Source organism: Mesorhizobium ciceri biovar biserrulae (genome assembly GCF_001618845.1).
In the GTDB taxonomy this organism is placed as follows: domain Bacteria; phylum Pseudomonadota; class Alphaproteobacteria; order Rhizobiales; family Rhizobiaceae; genus Mesorhizobium; species Mesorhizobium ciceri.
Genome location: NZ_CP015064.1, coordinates 3175107 through 3193881, shown reverse-complemented (window position 1 = coordinate 3193881; position 18775 = coordinate 3175107). Strand labels below are relative to the sequence as shown.

The 18775-nt window shown below is 61.4% G+C and carries 26 protein-coding genes; all 26 read left to right on the top strand.

All coding sequences use genetic code 11. The annotated features are described in order from the left end of the window. Positions 1-24: 24 nt before the first annotated feature. The 26 genes from rplP to A4R29_RS14730 all read left to right on the top strand — a co-directional run bounded on the left by rplP (position 25) and on the right by A4R29_RS14730 (position 18766). The gene (gene rplP, locus A4R29_RS14855) at positions 25-438 is read left to right on the top strand and encodes a 50S ribosomal protein L16 (protein WP_013531427.1); all 414 of its coding nucleotides are present in this window, start codon (positions 25-27) and stop codon (positions 436-438) included. Between the two features lie 13 nt (positions 439-451). Beyond that, positions 452-652 (top strand): 50S ribosomal protein L29, encoded by a 201-nt coding sequence (gene rpmC, locus A4R29_RS14850; protein WP_006205459.1) that lies wholly within the window; start codon positions 452-454, stop codon positions 650-652. Positions 653-663: 11 nt separating this feature from the next. Further along, complete coding sequence (gene rpsQ / locus A4R29_RS14845) at positions 664-903, top strand: 30S ribosomal protein S17 (RefSeq protein ID WP_010909280.1); 240 nt, start codon at positions 664-666, stop codon at positions 901-903. Positions 904-986: 83 nt separating this feature from the next. Further along, a complete protein-coding gene (gene rplN, locus A4R29_RS14840; RefSeq protein ID WP_006205457.1) occupies positions 987-1355 on the top strand; it encodes a 50S ribosomal protein L14 in 369 nt (122 codons plus the stop codon). Positions 1356-1367: 12 nt separating this feature from the next. Beyond that, entirely contained in the window at positions 1368-1682 is a 315-nt protein-coding gene (gene rplX, locus A4R29_RS14835; RefSeq protein ID WP_013531428.1) for a 50S ribosomal protein L24, read from the top strand. Then, positions 1675-2274, top strand: coding sequence for a 50S ribosomal protein L5 (gene rplE, locus A4R29_RS14830; RefSeq protein ID WP_013531429.1), 600 nt, complete (start codon positions 1675-1677; stop codon positions 2272-2274). The genes rplX and rplE overlap by 8 nt, the downstream gene beginning before the upstream one ends. 27 nt (positions 2275-2301) lie before the next feature. Further along, complete coding sequence (gene rpsN / locus A4R29_RS14825) at positions 2302-2607, top strand: 30S ribosomal protein S14 (protein WP_013895695.1); 306 nt, start codon at positions 2302-2304, stop codon at positions 2605-2607. Between the two features lie 12 nt (positions 2608-2619). After that, positions 2620-3018, top strand: coding sequence for a 30S ribosomal protein S8 (gene rpsH, locus A4R29_RS14820; protein WP_013531431.1), 399 nt, complete (start codon positions 2620-2622; stop codon positions 3016-3018). 89 nt (positions 3019-3107) lie between these two features. Beyond that, positions 3108-3641, top strand: a complete 534-nt coding sequence (rplF, locus tag A4R29_RS14815; protein ID WP_013531432.1) for a 50S ribosomal protein L6 — start codon at positions 3108-3110, stop codon at positions 3639-3641. A gap of 138 nt (positions 3642-3779) precedes the next feature. Continuing rightward, a complete protein-coding gene (gene rplR / locus A4R29_RS14810) occupies positions 3780-4139 on the top strand; it encodes a 50S ribosomal protein L18 (protein ID WP_013531433.1) in 360 nt (119 codons plus the stop codon). Between the two features lie 148 nt (positions 4140-4287). Next, complete coding sequence (gene rpsE / locus A4R29_RS14805) at positions 4288-4851, top strand: 30S ribosomal protein S5 (RefSeq protein ID WP_006333394.1); 564 nt, start codon at positions 4288-4290, stop codon at positions 4849-4851. A gap of 24 nt (positions 4852-4875) precedes the next feature. Further along, positions 4876-5073, top strand: a complete 198-nt coding sequence (gene rpmD / locus A4R29_RS14800) for a 50S ribosomal protein L30 (protein ID WP_006205449.1) — start codon at positions 4876-4878, stop codon at positions 5071-5073. A 22-nt stretch (positions 5074-5095) separates the two neighbouring features. Next, complete coding sequence (rplO, locus tag A4R29_RS14795; protein WP_013531434.1) at positions 5096-5572, top strand: 50S ribosomal protein L15; 477 nt, start codon at positions 5096-5098, stop codon at positions 5570-5572. 192 nt (positions 5573-5764) lie between these two features. Then, complete coding sequence (gene secY / locus A4R29_RS14790) at positions 5765-7105, top strand: preprotein translocase subunit SecY (RefSeq protein WP_013531435.1); 1341 nt, start codon at positions 5765-5767, stop codon at positions 7103-7105. Then, complete coding sequence (locus A4R29_RS14785; RefSeq protein WP_013531436.1) at positions 7102-7698, top strand: adenylate kinase; 597 nt, start codon at positions 7102-7104, stop codon at positions 7696-7698. Before secY ends, A4R29_RS14785 begins: the two co-directional genes overlap by 4 nt. A 210-nt stretch (positions 7699-7908) precedes the next feature. Further along, positions 7909-8277 carry a 30S ribosomal protein S13 gene (gene rpsM, locus A4R29_RS14780; protein ID WP_013531437.1) on the top strand — a complete coding sequence of 123 codons (369 nt, stop codon included), beginning with the start codon at positions 7909-7911 and terminating at the stop codon, positions 8275-8277. A gap of 162 nt (positions 8278-8439) precedes the next feature. Then, the gene (rpsK, locus tag A4R29_RS14775; protein ID WP_006205444.1) at positions 8440-8829 is read left to right on the top strand and encodes a 30S ribosomal protein S11; all 390 of its coding nucleotides are present in this window, start codon (positions 8440-8442) and stop codon (positions 8827-8829) included. Between the two features lie 102 nt (positions 8830-8931). Then, complete coding sequence (locus tag A4R29_RS14770) at positions 8932-9942, top strand: DNA-directed RNA polymerase subunit alpha (RefSeq protein WP_013531438.1); 1011 nt, start codon at positions 8932-8934, stop codon at positions 9940-9942. A 104-nt stretch (positions 9943-10046) separates the two neighbouring features. Beyond that, entirely contained in the window at positions 10047-10478 is a 432-nt protein-coding gene (rplQ, locus tag A4R29_RS14765) for a 50S ribosomal protein L17 (protein ID WP_013531439.1), read from the top strand. 199 nt (positions 10479-10677) lie between these two features. Further along, positions 10678-12165 carry a DegQ family serine endoprotease gene (locus A4R29_RS14760; protein WP_013531440.1) on the top strand — a complete coding sequence of 496 codons (1488 nt, stop codon included), beginning with the start codon at positions 10678-10680 and terminating at the stop codon, positions 12163-12165. 48 nt (positions 12166-12213) lie between these two features. Then, positions 12214-13521 (top strand): replication-associated recombination protein A, encoded by a 1308-nt coding sequence (locus A4R29_RS14755; RefSeq protein ID WP_063172206.1) that lies wholly within the window; start codon positions 12214-12216, stop codon positions 13519-13521. 171 nt (positions 13522-13692) lie between these two features. Further along, the gene (locus A4R29_RS14750) at positions 13693-14523 is read left to right on the top strand and encodes an aspartyl/asparaginyl beta-hydroxylase domain-containing protein (RefSeq protein WP_063168068.1); all 831 of its coding nucleotides are present in this window, start codon (positions 13693-13695) and stop codon (positions 14521-14523) included. 170 nt (positions 14524-14693) lie between these two features. Continuing rightward, on the top strand, positions 14694-16352 hold the full coding sequence (locus tag A4R29_RS14745) for a hypothetical protein (protein ID WP_063172205.1): 1659 nt from the start codon (positions 14694-14696) through the stop codon (positions 16350-16352). A 76-nt stretch (positions 16353-16428) separates the two neighbouring features. Continuing rightward, the gene (gene crcB / locus A4R29_RS14740; protein WP_063172204.1) at positions 16429-16803 is read left to right on the top strand and encodes a fluoride efflux transporter CrcB; all 375 of its coding nucleotides are present in this window, start codon (positions 16429-16431) and stop codon (positions 16801-16803) included. 62 nt (positions 16804-16865) lie between these two features. Continuing rightward, complete coding sequence (locus tag A4R29_RS14735) at positions 16866-17846, top strand: RluA family pseudouridine synthase (protein WP_024505072.1); 981 nt, start codon at positions 16866-16868, stop codon at positions 17844-17846. A 2-nt stretch (positions 17847-17848) separates the two neighbouring features. Next, positions 17849-18766 (top strand): DMT family transporter, encoded by a 918-nt coding sequence (locus A4R29_RS14730; protein ID WP_024505073.1) that lies wholly within the window; start codon positions 17849-17851, stop codon positions 18764-18766. Positions 18767-18775 lie beyond the last annotated feature (9 nt).

The following is an 18775-nucleotide window of genomic DNA, read 5'->3' as shown; positions in this document are numbered from 1 at the left end:
ATTTAGGAATTTGGAGTTAGAACGATGCTGCAGCCAAAGCGCACAAAGTTCCGCAAGCAGTTCAAGGGCCGTATCCATGGTACCGCAAAGGGCGGCACCAACCTGGATTTCGGTGGTTTCGGGCTGAAGGCGCTTGAGCCGAACCGCGTCACCGCACGTGAGATCGAGGCGGCCCGCCGCGCGATCACCCGTGAAATGAAGCGCGCTGGTCGCGTCTGGATCCGTATTTTCCCGGACGTGCCGGTCACTTCGAAGCCGACCGAAGTCCGCATGGGTAAGGGCAAGGGCGCGGTCGATTACTGGGCGGCGCGCGTCAAGCCAGGCCGCATCATGTTCGAGATCGACGGCGTCAATGAAGAAACCGCCCGTGAGGCACTGCGTCTCGGCGCGGCCAAGCTCTCGGTCAAGACGCGCTTCGTGCAGCGCATCGCAGAATAAGGACGGGCTGATCATGAAAGCCGAAGACATCCGGACCAAGACCCAGGACCAGCTGACCGACGACCTGGCCAGCCTGAAGAAGGAGCAGTTCAACCTGCGCTTCCAGAAGGCCACCGGCCAGCTCGAGAAGACCGCGCGCGTGAGACAGGTTCGTAAGGACATTGCGCGTATCAAGACCATCGCTGCGGAAAAGTCCGCGGCTAAGAAGGCTTAAGGACGAAAACCATGCCAAAGCGCATTCTGCAGGGCACCGTCGTCAGCGACAAGAACGAGAAGACGGTTGTCGTCAAGGTCGAACGGCGCTTCACGCATCCCGTGATGAAGAAGACCGTGCGCATGACCAAGAAGTACAAGGCGCACGACGAGAACAACGCCCACAAGGTTGGCGATCAGGTGTTCATCCAGGAATCGAAGCCGATTTCCAAGGACAAGCGCTGGATCGTCGTGTCTTCGGACCAAGCCTGACCTCGGGCGTAAACAACGAATTTTGGACAGACCGGGGAGGGGCTTTGAGCCCATCCCGTTAGAAGAGAAGAAGGCGGCCAGTCATGATTCAGATGCAAACAAACCTCGACGTCGCGGATAATTCCGGCGCCCGTCGTGTCATGTGCATCAAGGTGCTGGGCGGCTCGAAGCGGAAATACGCTTCCGTGGGCGACATCATCGTGGTGTCGATCAAGGAAGCCATTCCGCGCGGCCGCGTGAAGAAGGGCGATGTGATGAAGGCGGTCGTGGTTCGCACGGCCAAGGACATCCGCCGCCCGGACGGCAGCGTGATCCGTTTCGACAAGAACGCGGCCGTTCTCGTCGACAACAAGAAAGAGCCGATCGGCACGCGTATCTTCGGACCGGTTCCGCGCGAACTCCGCGCCAAGAACCACATGAAGATCATCTCGCTCGCGCCTGAAGTGCTGTAAGGAGCCGGACCAATGCAAAAGATTAGAAAAGGCGACAAGGTCGTCGTGCTGGCCGGCAAGGACAAGGGCCGTTCGGGCGAAGTCCTCTCGGTACAGCCGAAGGAAGACACCGCGCTGGTGCGCGGCGTCAACATGATCCGCCGTCACCAGAAGCAGTCCCAGTCCCAAGAGGGCGGGATCATCACCAAGGAAGCGCCGATCCAGCTGTCGAACATCGCGCTGGCCGACCCCAAGGATGGCAAGCCGACCCGCGTCGGCTTCATCTTCCAGAAGGACGGCAAGAAGGTGCGCGTCGCCAAGCGCTCGGGAGAAGTCATCAATGGCTAAGGCTCAAACCACGAAGCCCAAGGCTGAAAGCAAACAGTCCAAGGCTCAGAACACGCCGCGCCTCAAGCAGGTCTACAACGAGACCATCCGCAAGGCGCTGCAGGAACAGTTCGGCTACGACAACGAGATGCAGGTTCCGCGCATCGACAAGATCGTGCTGAACATGGGCGTCGGCGAAGCGACCGCCGATTCGAAGAAGCCTTCGATCGCGGCCGAAGACCTGGCGATGATTGCCGGCCAGAAGGCCGTCGTCACCCGCGCCCGCAACTCGATCGCCGGCTTCAAGGTCCGCGAGAAGATGCCGATCGGCGCCAAGGTCACGTTGCGCAAGGAACGCATGTATGAGTTCCTCGACCGCCTCGTGAACATCGCACTGCCGCGCGTCCGCGACTTTCGCGGACTGAATCCGAAGAGCTTCGATGGCCGTGGCAACTACGCCATGGGCATCAAGGAACACATCGTGTTCCCGGAGATCAACTACGACAAGGTTGATCAGATCTGGGGCATGGACGTCATCGTTTGTACGACTGCGAAGACGGACGACGAAGCCAGGGCATTGCTCAAGGCCTTCAACTTCCCCTTCCGCCAGTAACGGCAGCGAGAAAAGGAAAAATCTGAAATGGCAAAGACCAGCTCAGTCGAGAAGAACAACAGGCGCCGCAAGCTTGCCGACCAGTACGGTCCCAAGCGGGCTGCGCTCAAGGCGATCATCATGGATCAGTCCAAGCCGATGGAAGAGCGTTTCCGCGCTCAGCTCAAGCTTGCTGCCATGCCGCGCAACTCGGCCAAGATCCGCATCCGCAACCGCTGCGAAGTCACCGGCCGTCCGCGCGCCTACTATCGCAAGCTCAAAGTATCGCGCATCGCGCTTCGTGATCTCGGCAATAACGGCCAGATCCCGGGCCTGGTCAAGTCGAGCTGGTAAGGAGGACATAACATGTCATTGAGCGATCCTCTCGGCGATATGCTGACCCGCATCCGCAACGCGTATGGCCGCAAGAAGTCGAGCGTTTCGACGCCGGCTTCGCGTCTGCGCACCCGCGTCCTCGACGTGCTGAAGGCTGAAGGCTATATCCGCGATTACAGCCAGACCGACTTCGACAACGGCAAGTCCGAAATCGAGATCGAGCTGAAGTATTTCGACGGCGCGCCGGTCGTGCGCGAAATCGCCCGCGTTTCGAAGCCAGGCCGCCGCGTCTATGTTTCGGCCAAGTCGATCCCGCAGGTCGCAAACGGCCTCGGCATCGCCATCCTTTCGACACCGAAGGGCGTGATGGCCGACCATGAAGCACGTGAACAGAACGTCGGCGGTGAGATCCTCTGCCAGATCTTCTGATCTGGCAGTTGACCGCAAAGTGGAATCCGGTCTTCGGATCGTTCCCGAAGACAGAGACCTGAAACAAGAGAAGTGACGAGGACAACAAAATGTCTCGTATTGGAAAGAAACCCGTTTCGCTGCCGCAGGGCGTGACCGCGACCGTCAACGGCCAGACCGTGACGGCGAAGGGCCCCAAGGGTGAGCTGAAGTTCGTGGTGAACGACGAAGTGCTGGTCAAGATGGAAGGCAGCGAGATCGCTGTCCAGCCGCGCGACCAGACCAAGACCGCCCGCTCCAAGTGGGGCATGTCGCGCACGCAGATCGTCAACATCCTGCAGGGTGTCAAGGACGGTTTCGAGAAGAAGCTCGAGATCACCGGCGTCGGCTATCGCGCGGCACTTCAGGGCAAGAACCTGCAACTGGCGCTTGGCTTCAGCCATGACGTCGTCTATGAGACGCCGCAGGGCATCACCATCACCGTGCCGAAGCCGACTGAAATCACCGTGGCCGGCATCGACAAGCAGCAGGTCGGCCAGGTTGCGGCCGAGATCCGCGAGTATCGTGGTCCCGAGCCTTATAAGGGCAAGGGCGTCCGCTACGCCGGCGAGAAGATCGTCCGCAAGGAAGGCAAGAAGAAGTAGTAGGCCTGGCCTCGAGAAGTTGAAGACTTTTCGGAAAGGGCCAAGCCAAGAGTGTAACGCCGCGGGGAGCGGTCGCGGGAGGCGCTTTCGCCTACCGCATATGGCGGCCCCCGTTTTTTGAAGGCAAGGAAGACCATCATGGGTACCAAGGAATCCACGCAGCGCCGCGCGCAGCGCGTCCGTCGTCAGATCAAGAAGGTCGCCGGCGAGCGTCCGCGTCTGTCGGTCCACCGCACGTCGAAGAACATCTATGTGCAGGTCATCGACGACGCCAAGGGCCACACCATCGCCGCCGCTTCGACGCTCGAGAAGGACTTCAAGGGTTCGCTCAAGACCGGCGCCGACACCGCTGCCGCCACCGCGATCGGCAAGCTGATCGCCGAGCGCGCCACCAAGGCCGGCGTCAAGGAAGTCGTCTTCGACCGCGGCGCCTACATCTATCACGGCCGCGTCAAGGCGCTCGCCGAGGCTGCCCGCGAAGGTGGCTTGAGCTTCTAAGCATAGTCCCGAAAAGTTGCAGACTTTTCGGATAAAGATTATGCGAAGGAAATGATTTCGCCCCCGGTGACCGTTTCCCGACTTATTCGGGGCGAGGCACCGGATCTTATCAGCAACCGTGCTTCCGGAAAAAAACAAGGAACAGGATATGGCACAGGAACGTAGGGATGGCGGCCGCGGCCGCGATCGTGAAGAACGCGATGACGGCATGGTGGACAAGCTCGTCCACATCAACCGCGTCGCCAAGGTCGTCAAGGGCGGCCGTCGCTTCGGTTTTGCAGCACTCGTCGTCGTCGGCGACCAGAAGGGCCGCGTCGGCTTTGGTCACGGCAAGGCGCGCGAAGTGCCGGAAGCTATCCGCAAGGCAACTGAATCGGCCAAGCGCGACATGATTTTCGTGCCGCTGCGCTCGGGCCGTACGCTGCATCACGACGTCGAAGGACGCTGGGGTGCTGGACGCGTGCTGCTGCGCGCCGCCAAGCAAGGTACCGGCATCATCGCCGGTGGCCCGATGCGCGCTGTCTTCGAGACGCTCGGCATGCATGACGTGGTCGCCAAGTCGATGGGTTCGTCGAACCCCTACAACATGGTTCGCGCCACCTTCGACGCGCTGAAGAGCCAGATGCATCCCAAGGATGTGGCTGCTGCTCGCGGCATCAAGTATTCGACCCTTCAGGCCCGCCGCGGCACCGCCGTTGCGGCTGAAGAATAGTCGATCTGACCAGGGATTTTGACCATGGCCAAGAAAGCAACCAAGACCATCACCGTTGAGCAGATCGGTTCGCCGATCCGCCGTCCGAAGGAACAGCGCGCGACGCTGGTCGGCCTCGGCCTCAACAAGATGCACAAGCAGCGCACGCTGGAAGATACGCCCTCCGTGCGCGGCATGATCGCTGCCGTCCAGCATCTCGTCCGCGTCGTGGACGAGGGCTGAGCCAGAGCGCAGGAGAAGTCAGATGAAACTCAACGATCTGCGTGACAAGGACGGCGCGACGCACTCCAAGAAGCGTCTCGGCCGTGGTATCGGCTCCGGCTCCGGCAAGACCGGCGGTCGCGGCGTCAAGGGCCAGAAGGCGCGCTCCGGCGTCGCCATCAACGGCTTCGAGGGTGGCCAGATGCCGCTCTACCGGCGCCTGCCGAAGCGTGGCTTCAACAACATCTTCGCCAAGAGCTTCACCGTCGTGTCGCTGGCCCGCATCCAGGTGGCCATCGACGCCAAGAAGCTCGACGCCAAGGCAACCGTGACGGCTGAATCGCTGGTTGCCGCCGGCGTCATCCGCCGCGTCAAGGACGGCGTGCGCATCCTCTCGGATGGCGAGATCAAGGCGAAGCTCGCCTTTGACGTCGCCGGCGCCTCCAAGGCCGCGATCGAGAAGATCGAAAAGGCCGGCGGTTCGGTCAAGCTGCCGCAGGAAAAGGCAGCTGCCGAGTAACGGCAATTTGAAGCGCGATCGGCAGGAGTGGAATCCGTTTTTGCTCACGATTTCGCTTTGATCTGCTCAACGAGGCGGCCGCGTCAACGCGGCCGCTTGCATGTTTAGAGCCCGGAGCTTATCTCGTGAGCTTCGGTGAAACGCGCCGCCTGACCTCAGGGCCATCAAGCGTTACCAAGCGGAGAATCAGGCATGGCTTCGGCTGCTGAACAATTAGCCTCGAATCTGAATTTCTCGGCCTTCGCCAAGGCGGAGGATTTGAAGAAGCGCATCTGGTTCACGATCGGCGCGCTGCTGGTTTATCGCCTCGGCACCTACATCCCGCTTCCCGGTATCAATCCCGACGCCTTCGCCCAGGCCTTCTCTTCGCAGAGCAAGGGCGTGCTCGGCATGTTCAACATGTTCGCCGGCGGCGCCGTGCAGCGCATGGCGATCTTTGCGCTCGGCATCATGCCTTACATCTCCGCCTCCATCATCATGCAGCTGATGACCTCGGTCATCCCGTCACTGGAAGCGCTGAAGAAGGAAGGCGAACAGGGCCGCAAGGTGATCAACCAGTACACGCGCTACGGCACCGTGCTGCTTGCGCTGGTCCAGGCCTATGGCATTTCTGTCGGGCTGGAAGGCGGCAACGGCATCGTCAGTGACCCCGGCATGTTCTTCCGCATCTCGACCGTCGTCACGCTGGTCGGCGGCACCATGTTCCTGATGTGGCTGGGCGAGCAGATCACCGCCCGCGGCATCGGCAACGGTATTTCGCTGATCATCTTCTCCGGCATCGTCGCCGGCCTGCCGCACGCCATCTCCGGCACGCTGGAGCTTGGCCGCACCGGCGCGCTGTCGACCGGCCTGATCCTGGCGATCATCGTGCTGGCTATCGTCGTCATTGCGCTCATCGTGTTCTTCGAGCGCGCCCAGCGCCGCTTGCTGATCCAGTATCCGAAGCGCCAGGTCGGCAACCGGATGTTCCAGGGCGATACCTCGCATCTGCCGCTGAAGCTCAACACGTCGGGCGTCATTCCGCCGATCTTTGCCTCGTCGCTGCTTTTGCTGCCGGCCACCGTCGCCGGCTTCTCGCAGACGACGAACCTGCCGGCGTGGGCAAGCACCGTGCTCGCCTCGCTCGGCCACGGCCAGCCGCTCTACATGCTGTTTTATGCGGCGATGATCGTGTTCTTCGCCTTCTTCTACACCGCGATTGTCTTCAACCCGAAGGACACCGCCGACCAGCTCAAGAAGCATTCGGGCTTCATCCCGGGCTATCGTCCGGGCGAGCGCACCGCCGATTATATCGATTACGTTCTCACCCGCATCACCGTCGTCGGCGCCATCTATCTGGTGCTGGTGTGCCTGCTGCCGGAGTTCCTGATCTCGGCGACTGGCGTACCATTCTACCTTGGTGGCACATCGCTTCTGATCGTGGTCAGTGTCACGCTCGATACGGTTGCGCAGATTCAGGGTCACCTGATCGCGCACCAGTATGAAGGCCTGATCAAGAAGTCGAAGCTGCGCGGGGGGAAGAAAGCCAGATGAGGTTGATATTGCTTGGGCCGCCAGGAGCGGGCAAGGGGACGCAAGCACAAAGACTGGTAGAAAAACACGGCATACCCCAGCTCTCGACGGGCGACATGCTGCGTGCTGCCGTCCAGGCAGGCACCGAGGTTGGCAAGCGCGCCAAGGCGGTGATGGATGCCGGTGAACTGGTGTCCGACGCGATCGTCAACGCGATCGTCGCTGAGCGTATCGATCAGCCCGACTGCGCCAAGGGGTTCATCCTCGACGGCTATCCGCGGACCCTGGTGCAGGCGGATGCGGTCGAGCAGATGCTGTCGGATCGCTCGCAGGGGCTCGACGCCGTCATTGAACTCGTGGTCGACGACAAGGCCCTGGTTGGCCGGATCGTCAAACGCGCCGACGAGGCGCAGGCCGCCGGCCTTCCCGTTCGCAAGGACGACAATCCGACCGTGTTCGAAGAGCGCTTGAGGGAATACTACAAGAAGACGTCGCCGCTGATTGGCTACTACTATGCCAAGGGCAAGCTCCGCAGTGTCGATGGCATGGCCGATATCGACGCCGTGACGGAACAGATCGAAGCGGTGCTCAAGGACGCGGTGCGGGGAAATTAACGATTGCACTTGACGGAGGCGGTTCGCTGCGGTATGGCGGCCCGTCTTCCTATCAGGCATGAGCTTTGCTTGTCCGCAAGGGCAAGGCAGCCGCATTGAACTGGAAACTCCCGCATGGGCCGGCCTCCACCGGACGCGGGGCAACTTAAGACAGCGCCGAGCCTACCTTGTTTTTGAGGATTGGCCGGCCCACATGGAGAAGGGAAGAACATGGCTCGTATAGCCGGCGTCAACATTCCGACCAACAAGCGCGTTGTCATTGCGCTGCAGTACATTCACGGCATTGGCAAGCGGTTCGCCCAGGAGATCGTCGACAAGGTCGGCATCCCGGCCGAGCGCCGCGTCAACCAGCTGACCGACGCGGAAGTGCTGCAGATCCGCGAGACCATCGACCGCGATTACCAGGTTGAAGGCGACCTGCGCCGCGAAGTCTCGATGAACATCAAGCGGCTCATGGACCTCGGCTGCTACCGCGGCCTGCGTCACCGCCGCTCGCTGCCGGTCCGCGGCCAGCGCACGCATACCAATGCGCGCACCCGCAAGGGCCCGGCCAAGTCGATCGCCGGCAAGAAGAAGTAATTTTTTTAGGGGAATAAGGGAGTAGGGGAGTAAGGCAGTAGGGAATGCCCGCCAGTCGGGTCGCACTTTTCCCTACTCCCTTGCTGCCCTATTCCCCTACTCCCTTACGAAGGTGGAGCCGCTGGCATTACGGCGGTGTAGAGATCAACTGAAAGGACTATCATGGCCAAGGAAGCCGCTCGTGTTCGCCGTCGCGAACGCAAGAATATCTCGTCGGGCGTTGCCCACGTCAATTCGACCTTCAACAACACGATGATCACCATCACCGATGCGCAGGGCAATTCGATTGCCTGGTCGTCGGCCGGTGCCCAGGGCTTCAAGGGTTCGCGCAAGTCGACCCCGTTCGCTGCCCAGATGGCTGCCGAGGATGTTGCCAAGAAGGCCCAGGAACACGGCATGCGCATGCTCGAAGTCGAGGTCTGCGGACCCGGCTCCGGTCGTGAATCGGCACTGCGCGCCCTGCAGGCGGCCGGCTTCACCATCACCTCGATCCGTGATGTGACGCCGATCCCGCACAATGGCTGCCGCCCGCGCAAGAAGCGTCGCGTCTAAGCATTTACCGAACGCCGCGCGAGCGCCCTTGGGCGCTCCTCCGTGGCATTCCAGGTCGCCCGCCACGATTGGATGGTGGCGGGTCAACGGAAGGAAAGCATCATGATCCAGAAAAATTGGCAGGAACTGATCAAGCCGAACAAGATCGAGTTCTCGTCGAAGAAGAAGACGCTGACCACGCTGGTCGCCGAGCCTCTCGAGCGTGGCTTTGGCCTGACGCTGGGCAACGCGCTGCGCCGCGTGCTTCTGTCTTCGCTGCGCGGTGCGGCTGTTACCGCCGTGCAGATCGACGGCGTTCTACATGAATTCTCGTCCATCGCCGGTGTGCGCGAGGACGTGACCGACATCGTCTTGAATATCAAGGAAATCGCCATCCGCATGGAAGGCGATGGTCCCAAGCGCATGGTCGTTCGCAAGCAGGGACCGGGTGCGGTTCTTGCCGGCGACATCCAGACGGTTGGCGACGTCGAGATCCTCAACCCCGACCACGTCATCTGCACGCTGGACGAAGGCGCTGAAATCCGCATGGAATTCACCGTCGACACCGGCAAGGGTTACGTGCCGGCCGACCGCAACCGCGCCGAAGACGCGCCGATCGGCCTCATCCCGGTCGACAGCCTTTATTCGCCGGTCAAGAAGGTCTCCTACAAGGTCGAGAACACCCGCGAGGGCCAGGTTCTCGACTATGACAAGCTGACCATGACGATCGAGACCGACGGTTCGATCACCGGCGAGGACGCAGTGGCTTTCGCCGCCCGCATCCTGCAGGACCAGCTCGGCCTCTTCGTCAACTTCGACGAGCCGCAGAAGGAAGTCGCCGCCGAGGCCGTCACCGAGCTCGCCTTCAACCCGGCGCTGCTCAAGAAGGTCGACGAACTCGAGCTTTCGGTGCGTTCGGCCAACTGCCTGAAGAACGACAACATCGTCTATATCGGCGACCTGATCCAGAAGACCGAAGCCGAGATGCTGCGCACCCCGAACTTCGGCCGCAAGTCGCTGAACGAGATCAAGGAAGTCCTGGCGGCGATGGGCCTGCACCTCGGCATGGAAGTGCCGGACTGGCCGCCGGAAAACATCGAAGACCTCGCTAAGCGTTACGAAGACCAATATTGAGCATGAATTCCAAGGATCGGCGGCGTGGGCCGCTCGATCCGACGGTCATGCAGAAAACCATCAGAGGCCGCGGCCTCTTGAACAACTGAAGAAGGAAAAGAGCCATGCGCCACGGTTTCAAAGGCCGCCGCTTCGCCCGAAGCATTAGCCATCGCAAGTCGATGTTCGCCAACCTCGCCGTGTCGCTGCTCGAGCACGAGCAGATCGTCACAACCTTGCCGAAGGCGAAGGACCTGCGTCCGATCGTCGAGAAGCTGGTGACGCTCGGCAAGCGTGGCGACCTGCACGCCCGCCGCCAGGTCATTGCCCAGATCGGCAATGAAGGCGTCGTCAAGCGTCTGTTCGACACCATCGCGCCGCGCTACGCCAACCGCAATGGCGGCTATCTGCGCATCATGAAGGCGGGCTTCCGTCACGGTGACAACGCCGCCATGGCTGTCATCGAATTCGTCGATCGCGACGTCTCGGCCAAGGGCGCCGGCGACCGCGCTCGCATCGAGGCCGAAAGCGCTGACGCGGACGCCGCAGCCGCATAAGGCTCGGTTTTCCCAAATGAGTTCAAAGGGGCCTGCGGGCCCCTTTTTGTTTTCTGAAAGCAGCAAACCGCGCCGGAATCCGATTTCCGGGCATGCCCCTGGGGTTTTGGCCCAAAATAGTCGGATTTCAGCGGCTTAGCCTTTCATTTTGCACAATCGTCGGGACAATGCCCCCGAACTTGCCTTGGAGGATTCGCGAATGCGCGCCAGAAGACTGCCCTTTGTTCTGCTTTTCGCCATCATGGCGTTTGCGGCCGCACCGGTGGTCAGGCAGGCATTGGCCGAGGAGACCAAGACAGATCCCGGCCTGTCAGATGTGCTGACCGACCTGCTGCATGGCGTCGAGGGCGAGAACGCGACGTCCGGTCCCGACAAGCGCGTGCCGTTCGGCCGCGAGGAGGTGCAGCTGTCGTTTGCGCCGCTGGTCAAGCAGACGGCGCCGGCGGTGGTCAACGTCTATGCCTCGCAGACCGCCAAGGTGACATCGCCTTTCGACGGTGATCCGTTCTTCGAGGAATTCTTCGGCCGCTCGCAGCCGCGCGCGCAGTCTTCGCTGGGCTCCGGCGTGCTGGTCGATCCGACCGGCGTCGTGGTCACCAATTACCACGTCATCAAGGATGCCGACCGGGTCAAGGTGGCGACCGCTGATGGGCGTGAGTTCGACAGCAAGGTGCTGCTCAAGGACGAGACTCTCGACCTTGCCGTGCTCAAGATCACCTCGGACAAGCCGTTTCCGGTCATTGCCATCGGCGATTCCGACGCGCTCGAGGTCGGCGACCTGCTGCTGGCCATAGGCAACCCCTTCGGCGTCGGCCAGACCACCACCAGCGGTATCGTCTCGGCACTGGCCCGCAGCCATATCGGGGTCTCCGATTCCAGCTTCTTCATCCAGACCGACGCCGCCATCAATCCCGGCAATTCCGGCGGTGCGCTGATCAACATGGGCGGCCAGCTGGTCGGCATCAACACGGCCATCTACAGCCGCAGCGGCGGTTCGATCGGCATCGGCTTCGCCATTCCCTCGAACATGGTTCGCGCCTTTGCCGACGCGGCCAAGGCCGGGCTCGACTTCTTCGAACGGCCCTATATCGGCGCCGAGTTCGAAGCGGTGACGCCGCAGATCGCAGAATCGCTCGGCATGGAGAAGCCGACCGGTGCGCTGGTTTCGTCGGTCGAGGCGACCGGACCGGCCGCCAAGGCAGGGCTCAAGCCCGGCGACGTGGTGCTGCAGCTCAACGGCAAGCCGGTCGAGAGCATCGAAGCGCTGGACTACCGGATGGCGACGCTGTCGATCGGCACCACCGCCAATTTCGCGGTTCTGACCAAGGGCCAGCAGGCGGCGATGGATATCGCGCTGGAGCGTGCTCCGGAAGGCATGAAGGCTGCCGAGGTGACGCTGCATGGCCGCAGCCCCTTTTCGGGCGCCAAGGTCGCGGAGCTTTCGCCCCGGCTCGCGCAGCGGCTTGGCCTGCGCACGGACATCAAGGGCGTCACCGTGGTCGACATCAACCGCGATTCACCGGCCGCCGATTTCGGCTTCCAGCCGGGCGACATCGTGCGCGAGGTGAACGGCACCACCATCGATACCGCAGCGACCCTGGAGCTGGCGGCCAAGACGGATACGCGCTGGTGGCGCTTTACGGTCGAGCGCGGCGGGCAGATACTGCGTCAGGTGTTGCGTTATTAGGGCTGGGTTCCGTGCATTCGGGCTCATGCTCCAACGAAAAAGAAGTGCATGGCCGATCTGTTCAGCGTCGATGAACCGGAAAAGAAGCCGCTTGGGCGGCCGCTGGCCGACAGGTTGCGGCCGAGGAACCTTGGCGAGGTCGTCGGCCAGGAGCATCTGACCGGGCCTGACGGCGCGCTGACCCGGTTGATCGGTTCCGGCTCGCTCGGCTCGATGATTTTCTGGGGGCCGCCCGGCACCGGCAAGACCACCGTGGCGCGGTTGCTCGCCGGTGAAACGAGTCTCGCCTTCGAGCAGATATCGGCTGTCTTTTCCGGCGTCGCCGACCTGAAAAAGGTGTTCGAATCAGCCAAATTGCGCCGTGCCAATGGCCGCCAGACCTTGTTGTTCGTCGACGAGATCCATCGCTTCAACCGCGCGCAGCAGGACAGTTTCCTCCCGGTCATGGAGGACGGGACAGTCGTGCTGGTTGGCGCCACGACCGAAAACCCGTCCTTCGAACTGAATGCCGCTTTGTTGTCACGCGCGCGCGTTCTGGTCTTCCATTCGCTTGGCGAGGAGAGCATCTCCAAGCTGATGGCGCGGGCGGAGGAGACCGAGGGCAGGGCGCTGCCGCTCGACGACGAGGCGCGGGCCATGCTCATCCGCATGAGCGATGGCGACGGCCGCGCCTCTCTTACCCTGGCAGAGGAAGTCTGGCGAGCAGCCAAGCCCGGCGAGGTCTTCGATCCCGAGGGTCTGCAGCGCATCGTCCAGCGCCGCGCGCCAATCTACGACAAGGGCCAGGACGGCCATTACAATCTGATCTCGGCGCTGCACAAATCGGTACGCGGTTCAGATCCTGACGCGGCTCTCTACTATCTCGCACGCATGTTCGATGCCGGCGAGGATCCGCTCTATCTAGGCCGCCGGCTGGTGCGCATGGCCATGGAAGACATCGGCCTTGCCGACCCGCAGGCGCTTGTCGTCGCCAATGCCGCCAAGGATGCCTACGACTATCTCGGCTCGCCCGAGGGCGAACTCGCCTTTGCCGAGGCCACCGTCTATCTCGCCACCGCGCCCAAATCCAACGCCGTCTACAACGCTTTCAAGGCCGCCACGCGGGCCGCCAAGGAACACGGCTCGCTGCTGCCACCCAAGCACATCCTCAACGCGCCGACCAAGCTGATGAAAGAGGAGGATTACGGCGCCGGCTACCGCTACGACCATGACGAGCCGGATGCCTTTTCGGGGCAGGATTATTTTCCGGAGAAGATGGGTCGCCAGACCTTCTATGATCCGCCCGAGCGCGGCTTCGAGCGCGATATCAGGAAGCGGCTCGATTATTGGGTAAAGCTGCGCAAAGAGCGGGAATAGCCGGCTTGCGTGAGGCTATTGACCAGATCCAGCAGGCAGCCAGCCGGCCGCGGTAGCAGGGCCGTTGTGTGGTAACCCAAAAAACCTTATCAAGGCGCACGACCGGGCGGTGGCCATTGCCTTGATTTGGGCACCTCATTCGCAACAGGATCGCGCTTGGCGCGTGGAAAAATGACAAAAAATCTTCGCAAATCCCTTCGCAAATTCGCCATTGCCATCCCGCTTCTCGCCCTTGGCTTCTATTTCATCCCCATCCTGACGACGATCTTCATCGTCTGCGGCCTGATCGACGTGCTGCGCAACGACCGCAAGGATCTGTCGCTGTTCTCAGGCTATTTTCTCGGCAACGGCCTGTTCACCTGGCTGCTTTCGCCGTTCAACCTGCTGGTCGACCTCTTGTGCTACAGAAATCCTGGCGTGTGGAAGCTGGAGCAGTTTCCCGCCGACTATCAGCGCGAGGTCAACGAGGTCCTGGACATCTTCAAGGCGCGCAAGGATGAGATCATCGCCGATATCGATGCCAATTTCGGCGCCGGCCGGCGCGGCATGTATGTCTACCAGTGGTACGGCAAGCACAGGATCGACAACGTCGCCGAGTTCAACAAGGATTTCAAATACATCAAGACCATCGCCGTTTCCGTCTTCAGCAAGCGCGAATCGACGTCCTGGCATTTCGGCCCGCTGCGGCTCAGCTTGCGCATCCTCTACAATCTGATCCCGGTGAAATCGGAGATTTTCGTCGAGTGCGGCAACGTCAAGAATTACTGGTACGACAATCCGCTGTTCATCTTCGACGACACGCTGCTGCATCGCTCGGTCAACGAGTATGACGGCCGCCGCTACTGCGTGTTCATGGACATTATCAGGCCATCGCCGGTTCCCCGCCTCATCGCGGGTATGCTGGCCATCGTCTCGGTGAGCGTCGAGCGCATCAATTCCATGTTCTACAAGAACTGGAAAATGATCGGTTCGACCAAGCCGAAGAATGCCGGGACGACCTGAGCTTTGGAAAATCGGCGCTGCCGGCCCTGCCGGCAGCGTTTGGGTGCTCTGCATGTGAGACTTGGCCAATCCTTGTCGGCCGCTCATGCGCCGGAACGGATCCTGGCTGCATAAACGGTAGTCCGGGCTGGCTGTGATAGTTCTGCCTCTTCTCCTTCTGGCGGCCGCAAGTGACGAAGAACAAATCTCTCGGATTTTGGGCAACGACATATGTGTGTACCGCTCTGCTGGGAGTTGCTCTTGCTCTCATCTATGTAGGGCTTGAACAGCCTGTCTATTACTGGGACTTCGCTGCCTATTTCGACACGTTTAGCCGGCAGGGCACGCTCTTGGTTCAGAGCCCTCTCGAGTGGCTCAGCCATTTGAGGACCTCGATCGCCACCGATGACTACAGTGCGGCGATCCTGGTGCCGCTGATGCCGTTTCACATCATTTTTGGCGATTCGAGGTTTTCCTACATCGCCGGAATAGTCGCTGTTTACCTGGTTCCGACCGCTCTTCTCATCGGCAGAACAAGCTATCTGGAGGCGGCGACCGGGACGCCTTCATGCCGAAGCTGGCTCACCGTATGGATTGCGGCCTTTCTCTACACGCCCTTCTGGGCGGCGACGCTTCGTGGGTTGCCGGACATTGCCGGCTGCCTCGCGCTTTGCGCGGCAACCTATTTTCTCTGGAAATCGAGGTTCCTGACCCATGAACCGGTGATCAGCGGAATGCGTGTCGGCGTATGCCTGTGGTTGGCATTCGTGCTGCGCCGCTGGTATGCCTATCCCGTCATCGGGGTCGGAACTTCCGCGGCCTTCTTCTGTTTTCTGCAGGTCGCGAAAGACCGCGACGTCCCGGCACTCCGCAATGCCGCCGTCGGGGGCCTGTGTGTGATCCTCGTGGTTGTCGGAGCCGCGCTGACCTCCCAGCAACCTCTGATCCTCAAGATACTGGGAACCAGCTATGGCGACCTTTACAGCGGATACAAGACAAGCTTCGTTTCACAGGTTGACCAGGTAGGATCGCGGCTCAGCTATGTGAACTGGCTGTTGATCGTATTCGGCCTTTGCATCTCCATCATACGCCAAAACAGATTTTCCCTGTTCTGTGCCGTTGCTTCGGTACTTACCTTCTTCCTCTTCACCCGCATGCAGGACCCGGATCGCCACCATTCGGTGCCAATGTTTCTTTGGCTTTTTCCTGCCTACGCCCAGGCAATCGTTGCGATCGTTTCGATGCCGGCGCTGAGATCGCGATGGTCGACCGCCGCGATAGCCGTTGCCGCCGTGCTGGCGTTTTTCGGTACTTTTTTCCCGATTGGCCGCCAGGTGCTGTCACCGGTCAGCTACGTCTTTGCCAGGGAAGCCACGCTCCCGCTGCAACTCGACAATCTTCCAGAATACAGGCGCCTTATCGATGACCTTCTTGGAAAGATGGGACCTGGGGACCGGTTGTCGGTATTTGCGTCCAGCGGGATCATGAGCGACTCATTGCTCTATGAAATGGACAAGGACCTTTACCCCCGCATCGAGTGGGCTTGTCAGGTCGATAGTCGCGATCGGTTCAGACCGGCGGCGTTGAAGTCCAAATACGTTGTCGTGACCGATCCGCCCGTTACCCATCTGCAGCCGGGTGCGCAGCTCTGTGTCTCGATACCGGACCAATACATTGTCGAGGGCAAAGGCATCGGCGCTGCATACAGGCGCATCGCGGCGTACCAGCTGTCCGGCGACGTCAAGGGCTACCTCTACGAACAGGTGCGCCCTATCGGAAAAACGGAGATCGATGACCTCTATAACGAGTTCAGGAAAAAATATCCGGGATGGGCAACGCCTGAGTGGTGACGAGCTCGGCTGATCCGTGCGCTTGCGCCCACAGCGAGGGATTGACCGGGCAGCCCTGCGGGGGCAGTAGACGGTCATGTTCAATCTGTTTCTCGTCGTCGTCGGTGGCGGCATCGGTGCCGGAATTCGTCACCTTACCAACATCGGCGCGCTGCGTTTTGTCGGCCCCAACTATCCCTGGGGCACGATGGCCATCAACGTCATCGGCTCCTTCGCCATGGGGCTGTTCATCGCCTCCATGATGCGCCGTGGCGGATCGAACGAGGTCAGGCTGTTCGTTGCCACCGGCATTCTTGGGGGCTTCACCACCTTCTCAGCCTTTTCGCTCGATTTTGCGACGCTGTGGGAGCGGGGAGCCACGCTGCCTGCGCTGGGTTATGCCCTTGCCAGCGTCATTGGCGCCATTATCGCCCTGTTTCTGGGACTTTGGCTCGCAAGAAGCCTGCCTTAGTGCTATTGCCGCGCCAAGAACAGGCCGAGCTTGGCTCGGGAAACGGATAAGCGACAAAAAACATGGCAGGCGTTGAACAGATCACGGTGGAAGCCGGCGAGGCGGGCATGCGGCTCGACCGCTGGTTCAAGACCCATTTCCCGGGCCTTGGTTTCGGCCATTTGCAGAAGCTTCTGCGCTCCGGCCAGATCCGTGTCGACGGCGGCCGGGTCAAGGCCGACACCCGTGTCGAGCCCGGCCAGATGGTTCGCGTCCCACCGCTCGAGGTTGACAAGAAGGGCGAGAGTGCGCTGACCGGCCACTCGATCCGCAACCAGGGCGATGCCGATGTCCTGTCGAAAATGCTGATCCATGAAGACCCTAAGGTTTTCGTCTTCAACAAGCCGGCGGGCCTTGCGGTGCAGGGCGGCTCGGGCGTCACCCGCAATGTCGACGACATGCTGGAGGCCTGGCGCAACCAGAAGGGCGAGAAGCCCAGACTGGTTCACAGGCTCGACCGCGACACTTCGGGCGTGCTGGTCGTCGCCCGCACCCGACTGGCCGCCATGAAGCTCTCGGAAGCGTTTCGCGCCCGCGAGACCAAGAAGACCTATTGGGCGCTGGTCAAGGGCGTGCCGCCCAAACGCGAGGACAAGATCTCGACCTGGCTGATCAAGGAGCCGACGCCGGACGGTGACCGCGTGCGGGTCGCCGCGCATGGCGAAAAGGGCGCCGACCACGCTGTGTCCTACTACCGCATCATCGAGCAGGCGGCGCAGACGATGACCTGGCTTGAAATGGAGCCCTATACGGGCCGCACCCACCAGCTTCGCGTCCATGCCGCCTACATCGGCTGCCCGATCCTGGGCGATCCGAAATATTTCGAGGCCGACACCAACTGGGACTTTCCCGGGGGCATTCAAAACCGCCTGCATCTGCACGCCCGCCGCATCATCATTCCGCATCCCGACAAGGGCGTCATCGATGTCACGGCGCCAATGCCGCCGCATATGCGCCAGAGCTGGAACCTGATCGGCTTCGACGACGCCAGCGCGGAGGACTGATCGTGAGCGGCGCCACCGACGCGCTCGACCGGCGCGACACGGTCGACCTGGCCGCCGCCGCGATCATGGTCGGGCTGACCTTTTCCTGGGGGCTGAATTACGTCGCCGCCAAGATCTCCTACGCTGGCTATGATCCGGTTTTCCTGTCGATCGCGCGCTCGATCATCGGCGGCATGTGTGTCTTTGCCTGGTGCCGGTGGCGCGGCATCGCGCTTTTCACGCGCGACGGGACCTTGCTCGCCGGCATCGTGGTTGGCGCGCTTTTCGGCATCGAGTTCCTTTGCCTCTATGTCGGCCTGGAGCATACGACCGTTGCCCGCAACACGCTGCTGGTCAACACCATGCCGTTCTGGATGCTGCTCGGCGGCCATTTCCTGCTCGGCGAGCAGATCACGTTGAGAAAATTCCTTGGCCTGCTGCTGGCCTTTGCCGGCCTTGCCGCGGTGTTTTCCGACAAGCTTGGCGGCGGCGGAGACATGCTGTTCGGCGATCTGCTGAGCCTTGGCTCCGGATTCTTCTGGGCTTTGACCAACATCCTCATCAAGCGGTCGAAGCTGGTCGAGGCGAGCGCCGAGAAGCTTCTGCTCTACCAGCTCGCCGGGGCAGCGATCGTAGGCGTATTGGTGCTGCCTCTCGCCGGCCCGCCCGTTCGCGACCCGACCGTGCTGCCGACCTTGGCGCTGCTTTTCCAGGCGGTCTACATCGTCGCCTTCACCTATGTGCTGTGGTTCTGGCTGCTGCGGCGCTATCCGGCGTCAGGCCTGTCCAGTTTCACCTTCCTGTCGCCGGTTTTCGGCGTCCTGTGCGGAGCCATGTTCTTGAATGAGCCGCTGACCATGCGCATTTTCCTGGCACTTGGCCTGATTGCCGCCGGCCTGATCATCGTCAACCGGCCGGCGCGCAAGCTGACGCCGGTGTAAGAGAGACCT

Coding starts and splice junctions, on each gene's coding strand:
- rplN (WP_006205457.1), top strand. CDS start 987: ATGATTCAGATGCAAACAAACCTCGACGTCGCGGATAATTCCGGCGCC.
- rplO (WP_013531434.1), top strand. CDS start 5,096: ATGAAACTCAACGATCTGCGTGACAAGGACGGCGCGACGCACTCCAAG.
- rplF (WP_013531432.1), top strand. CDS start 3,108: ATGTCTCGTATTGGAAAGAAACCCGTTTCGCTGCCGCAGGGCGTGACC.
- A4R29_RS14735 (WP_024505072.1), top strand. CDS start 16,866: ATGGCAGGCGTTGAACAGATCACGGTGGAAGCCGGCGAGGCGGGCATG.
- rplX (WP_013531428.1), top strand. CDS start 1,368: ATGCAAAAGATTAGAAAAGGCGACAAGGTCGTCGTGCTGGCCGGCAAG.
- A4R29_RS14760 (WP_013531440.1), top strand. CDS start 10,678: ATGCGCGCCAGAAGACTGCCCTTTGTTCTGCTTTTCGCCATCATGGCG.
- rplQ (WP_013531439.1), top strand. CDS start 10,047: ATGCGCCACGGTTTCAAAGGCCGCCGCTTCGCCCGAAGCATTAGCCAT.
- rpsM (WP_013531437.1), top strand. CDS start 7,909: ATGGCTCGTATAGCCGGCGTCAACATTCCGACCAACAAGCGCGTTGTC.
- rpsE (WP_006333394.1), top strand. CDS start 4,288: ATGGCACAGGAACGTAGGGATGGCGGCCGCGGCCGCGATCGTGAAGAA.
- A4R29_RS14785 (WP_013531436.1), top strand. CDS start 7,102: ATGAGGTTGATATTGCTTGGGCCGCCAGGAGCGGGCAAGGGGACGCAA.
- rplP (WP_013531427.1), top strand. CDS start 25: ATGCTGCAGCCAAAGCGCACAAAGTTCCGCAAGCAGTTCAAGGGCCGT.
- rpsH (WP_013531431.1), top strand. CDS start 2,620: ATGTCATTGAGCGATCCTCTCGGCGATATGCTGACCCGCATCCGCAAC.
- A4R29_RS14750 (WP_063168068.1), top strand. CDS start 13,693: ATGACAAAAAATCTTCGCAAATCCCTTCGCAAATTCGCCATTGCCATC.
- rpmD (WP_006205449.1), top strand. CDS start 4,876: ATGGCCAAGAAAGCAACCAAGACCATCACCGTTGAGCAGATCGGTTCG.
- rpsK (WP_006205444.1), top strand. CDS start 8,440: ATGGCCAAGGAAGCCGCTCGTGTTCGCCGTCGCGAACGCAAGAATATC.
- crcB (WP_063172204.1), top strand. CDS start 16,429: ATGTTCAATCTGTTTCTCGTCGTCGTCGGTGGCGGCATCGGTGCCGGA.
- secY (WP_013531435.1), top strand. CDS start 5,765: ATGGCTTCGGCTGCTGAACAATTAGCCTCGAATCTGAATTTCTCGGCC.
- A4R29_RS14755 (WP_063172206.1), top strand. CDS start 12,214: ATGGCCGATCTGTTCAGCGTCGATGAACCGGAAAAGAAGCCGCTTGGG.
- A4R29_RS14770 (WP_013531438.1), top strand. CDS start 8,932: ATGATCCAGAAAAATTGGCAGGAACTGATCAAGCCGAACAAGATCGAG.
- rplR (WP_013531433.1), top strand. CDS start 3,780: ATGGGTACCAAGGAATCCACGCAGCGCCGCGCGCAGCGCGTCCGTCGT.
- rpsN (WP_013895695.1), top strand. CDS start 2,302: ATGGCAAAGACCAGCTCAGTCGAGAAGAACAACAGGCGCCGCAAGCTT.
- rplE (WP_013531429.1), top strand. CDS start 1,675: ATGGCTAAGGCTCAAACCACGAAGCCCAAGGCTGAAAGCAAACAGTCC.
- rpmC (WP_006205459.1), top strand. CDS start 452: ATGAAAGCCGAAGACATCCGGACCAAGACCCAGGACCAGCTGACCGAC.
- rpsQ (WP_010909280.1), top strand. CDS start 664: ATGCCAAAGCGCATTCTGCAGGGCACCGTCGTCAGCGACAAGAACGAG.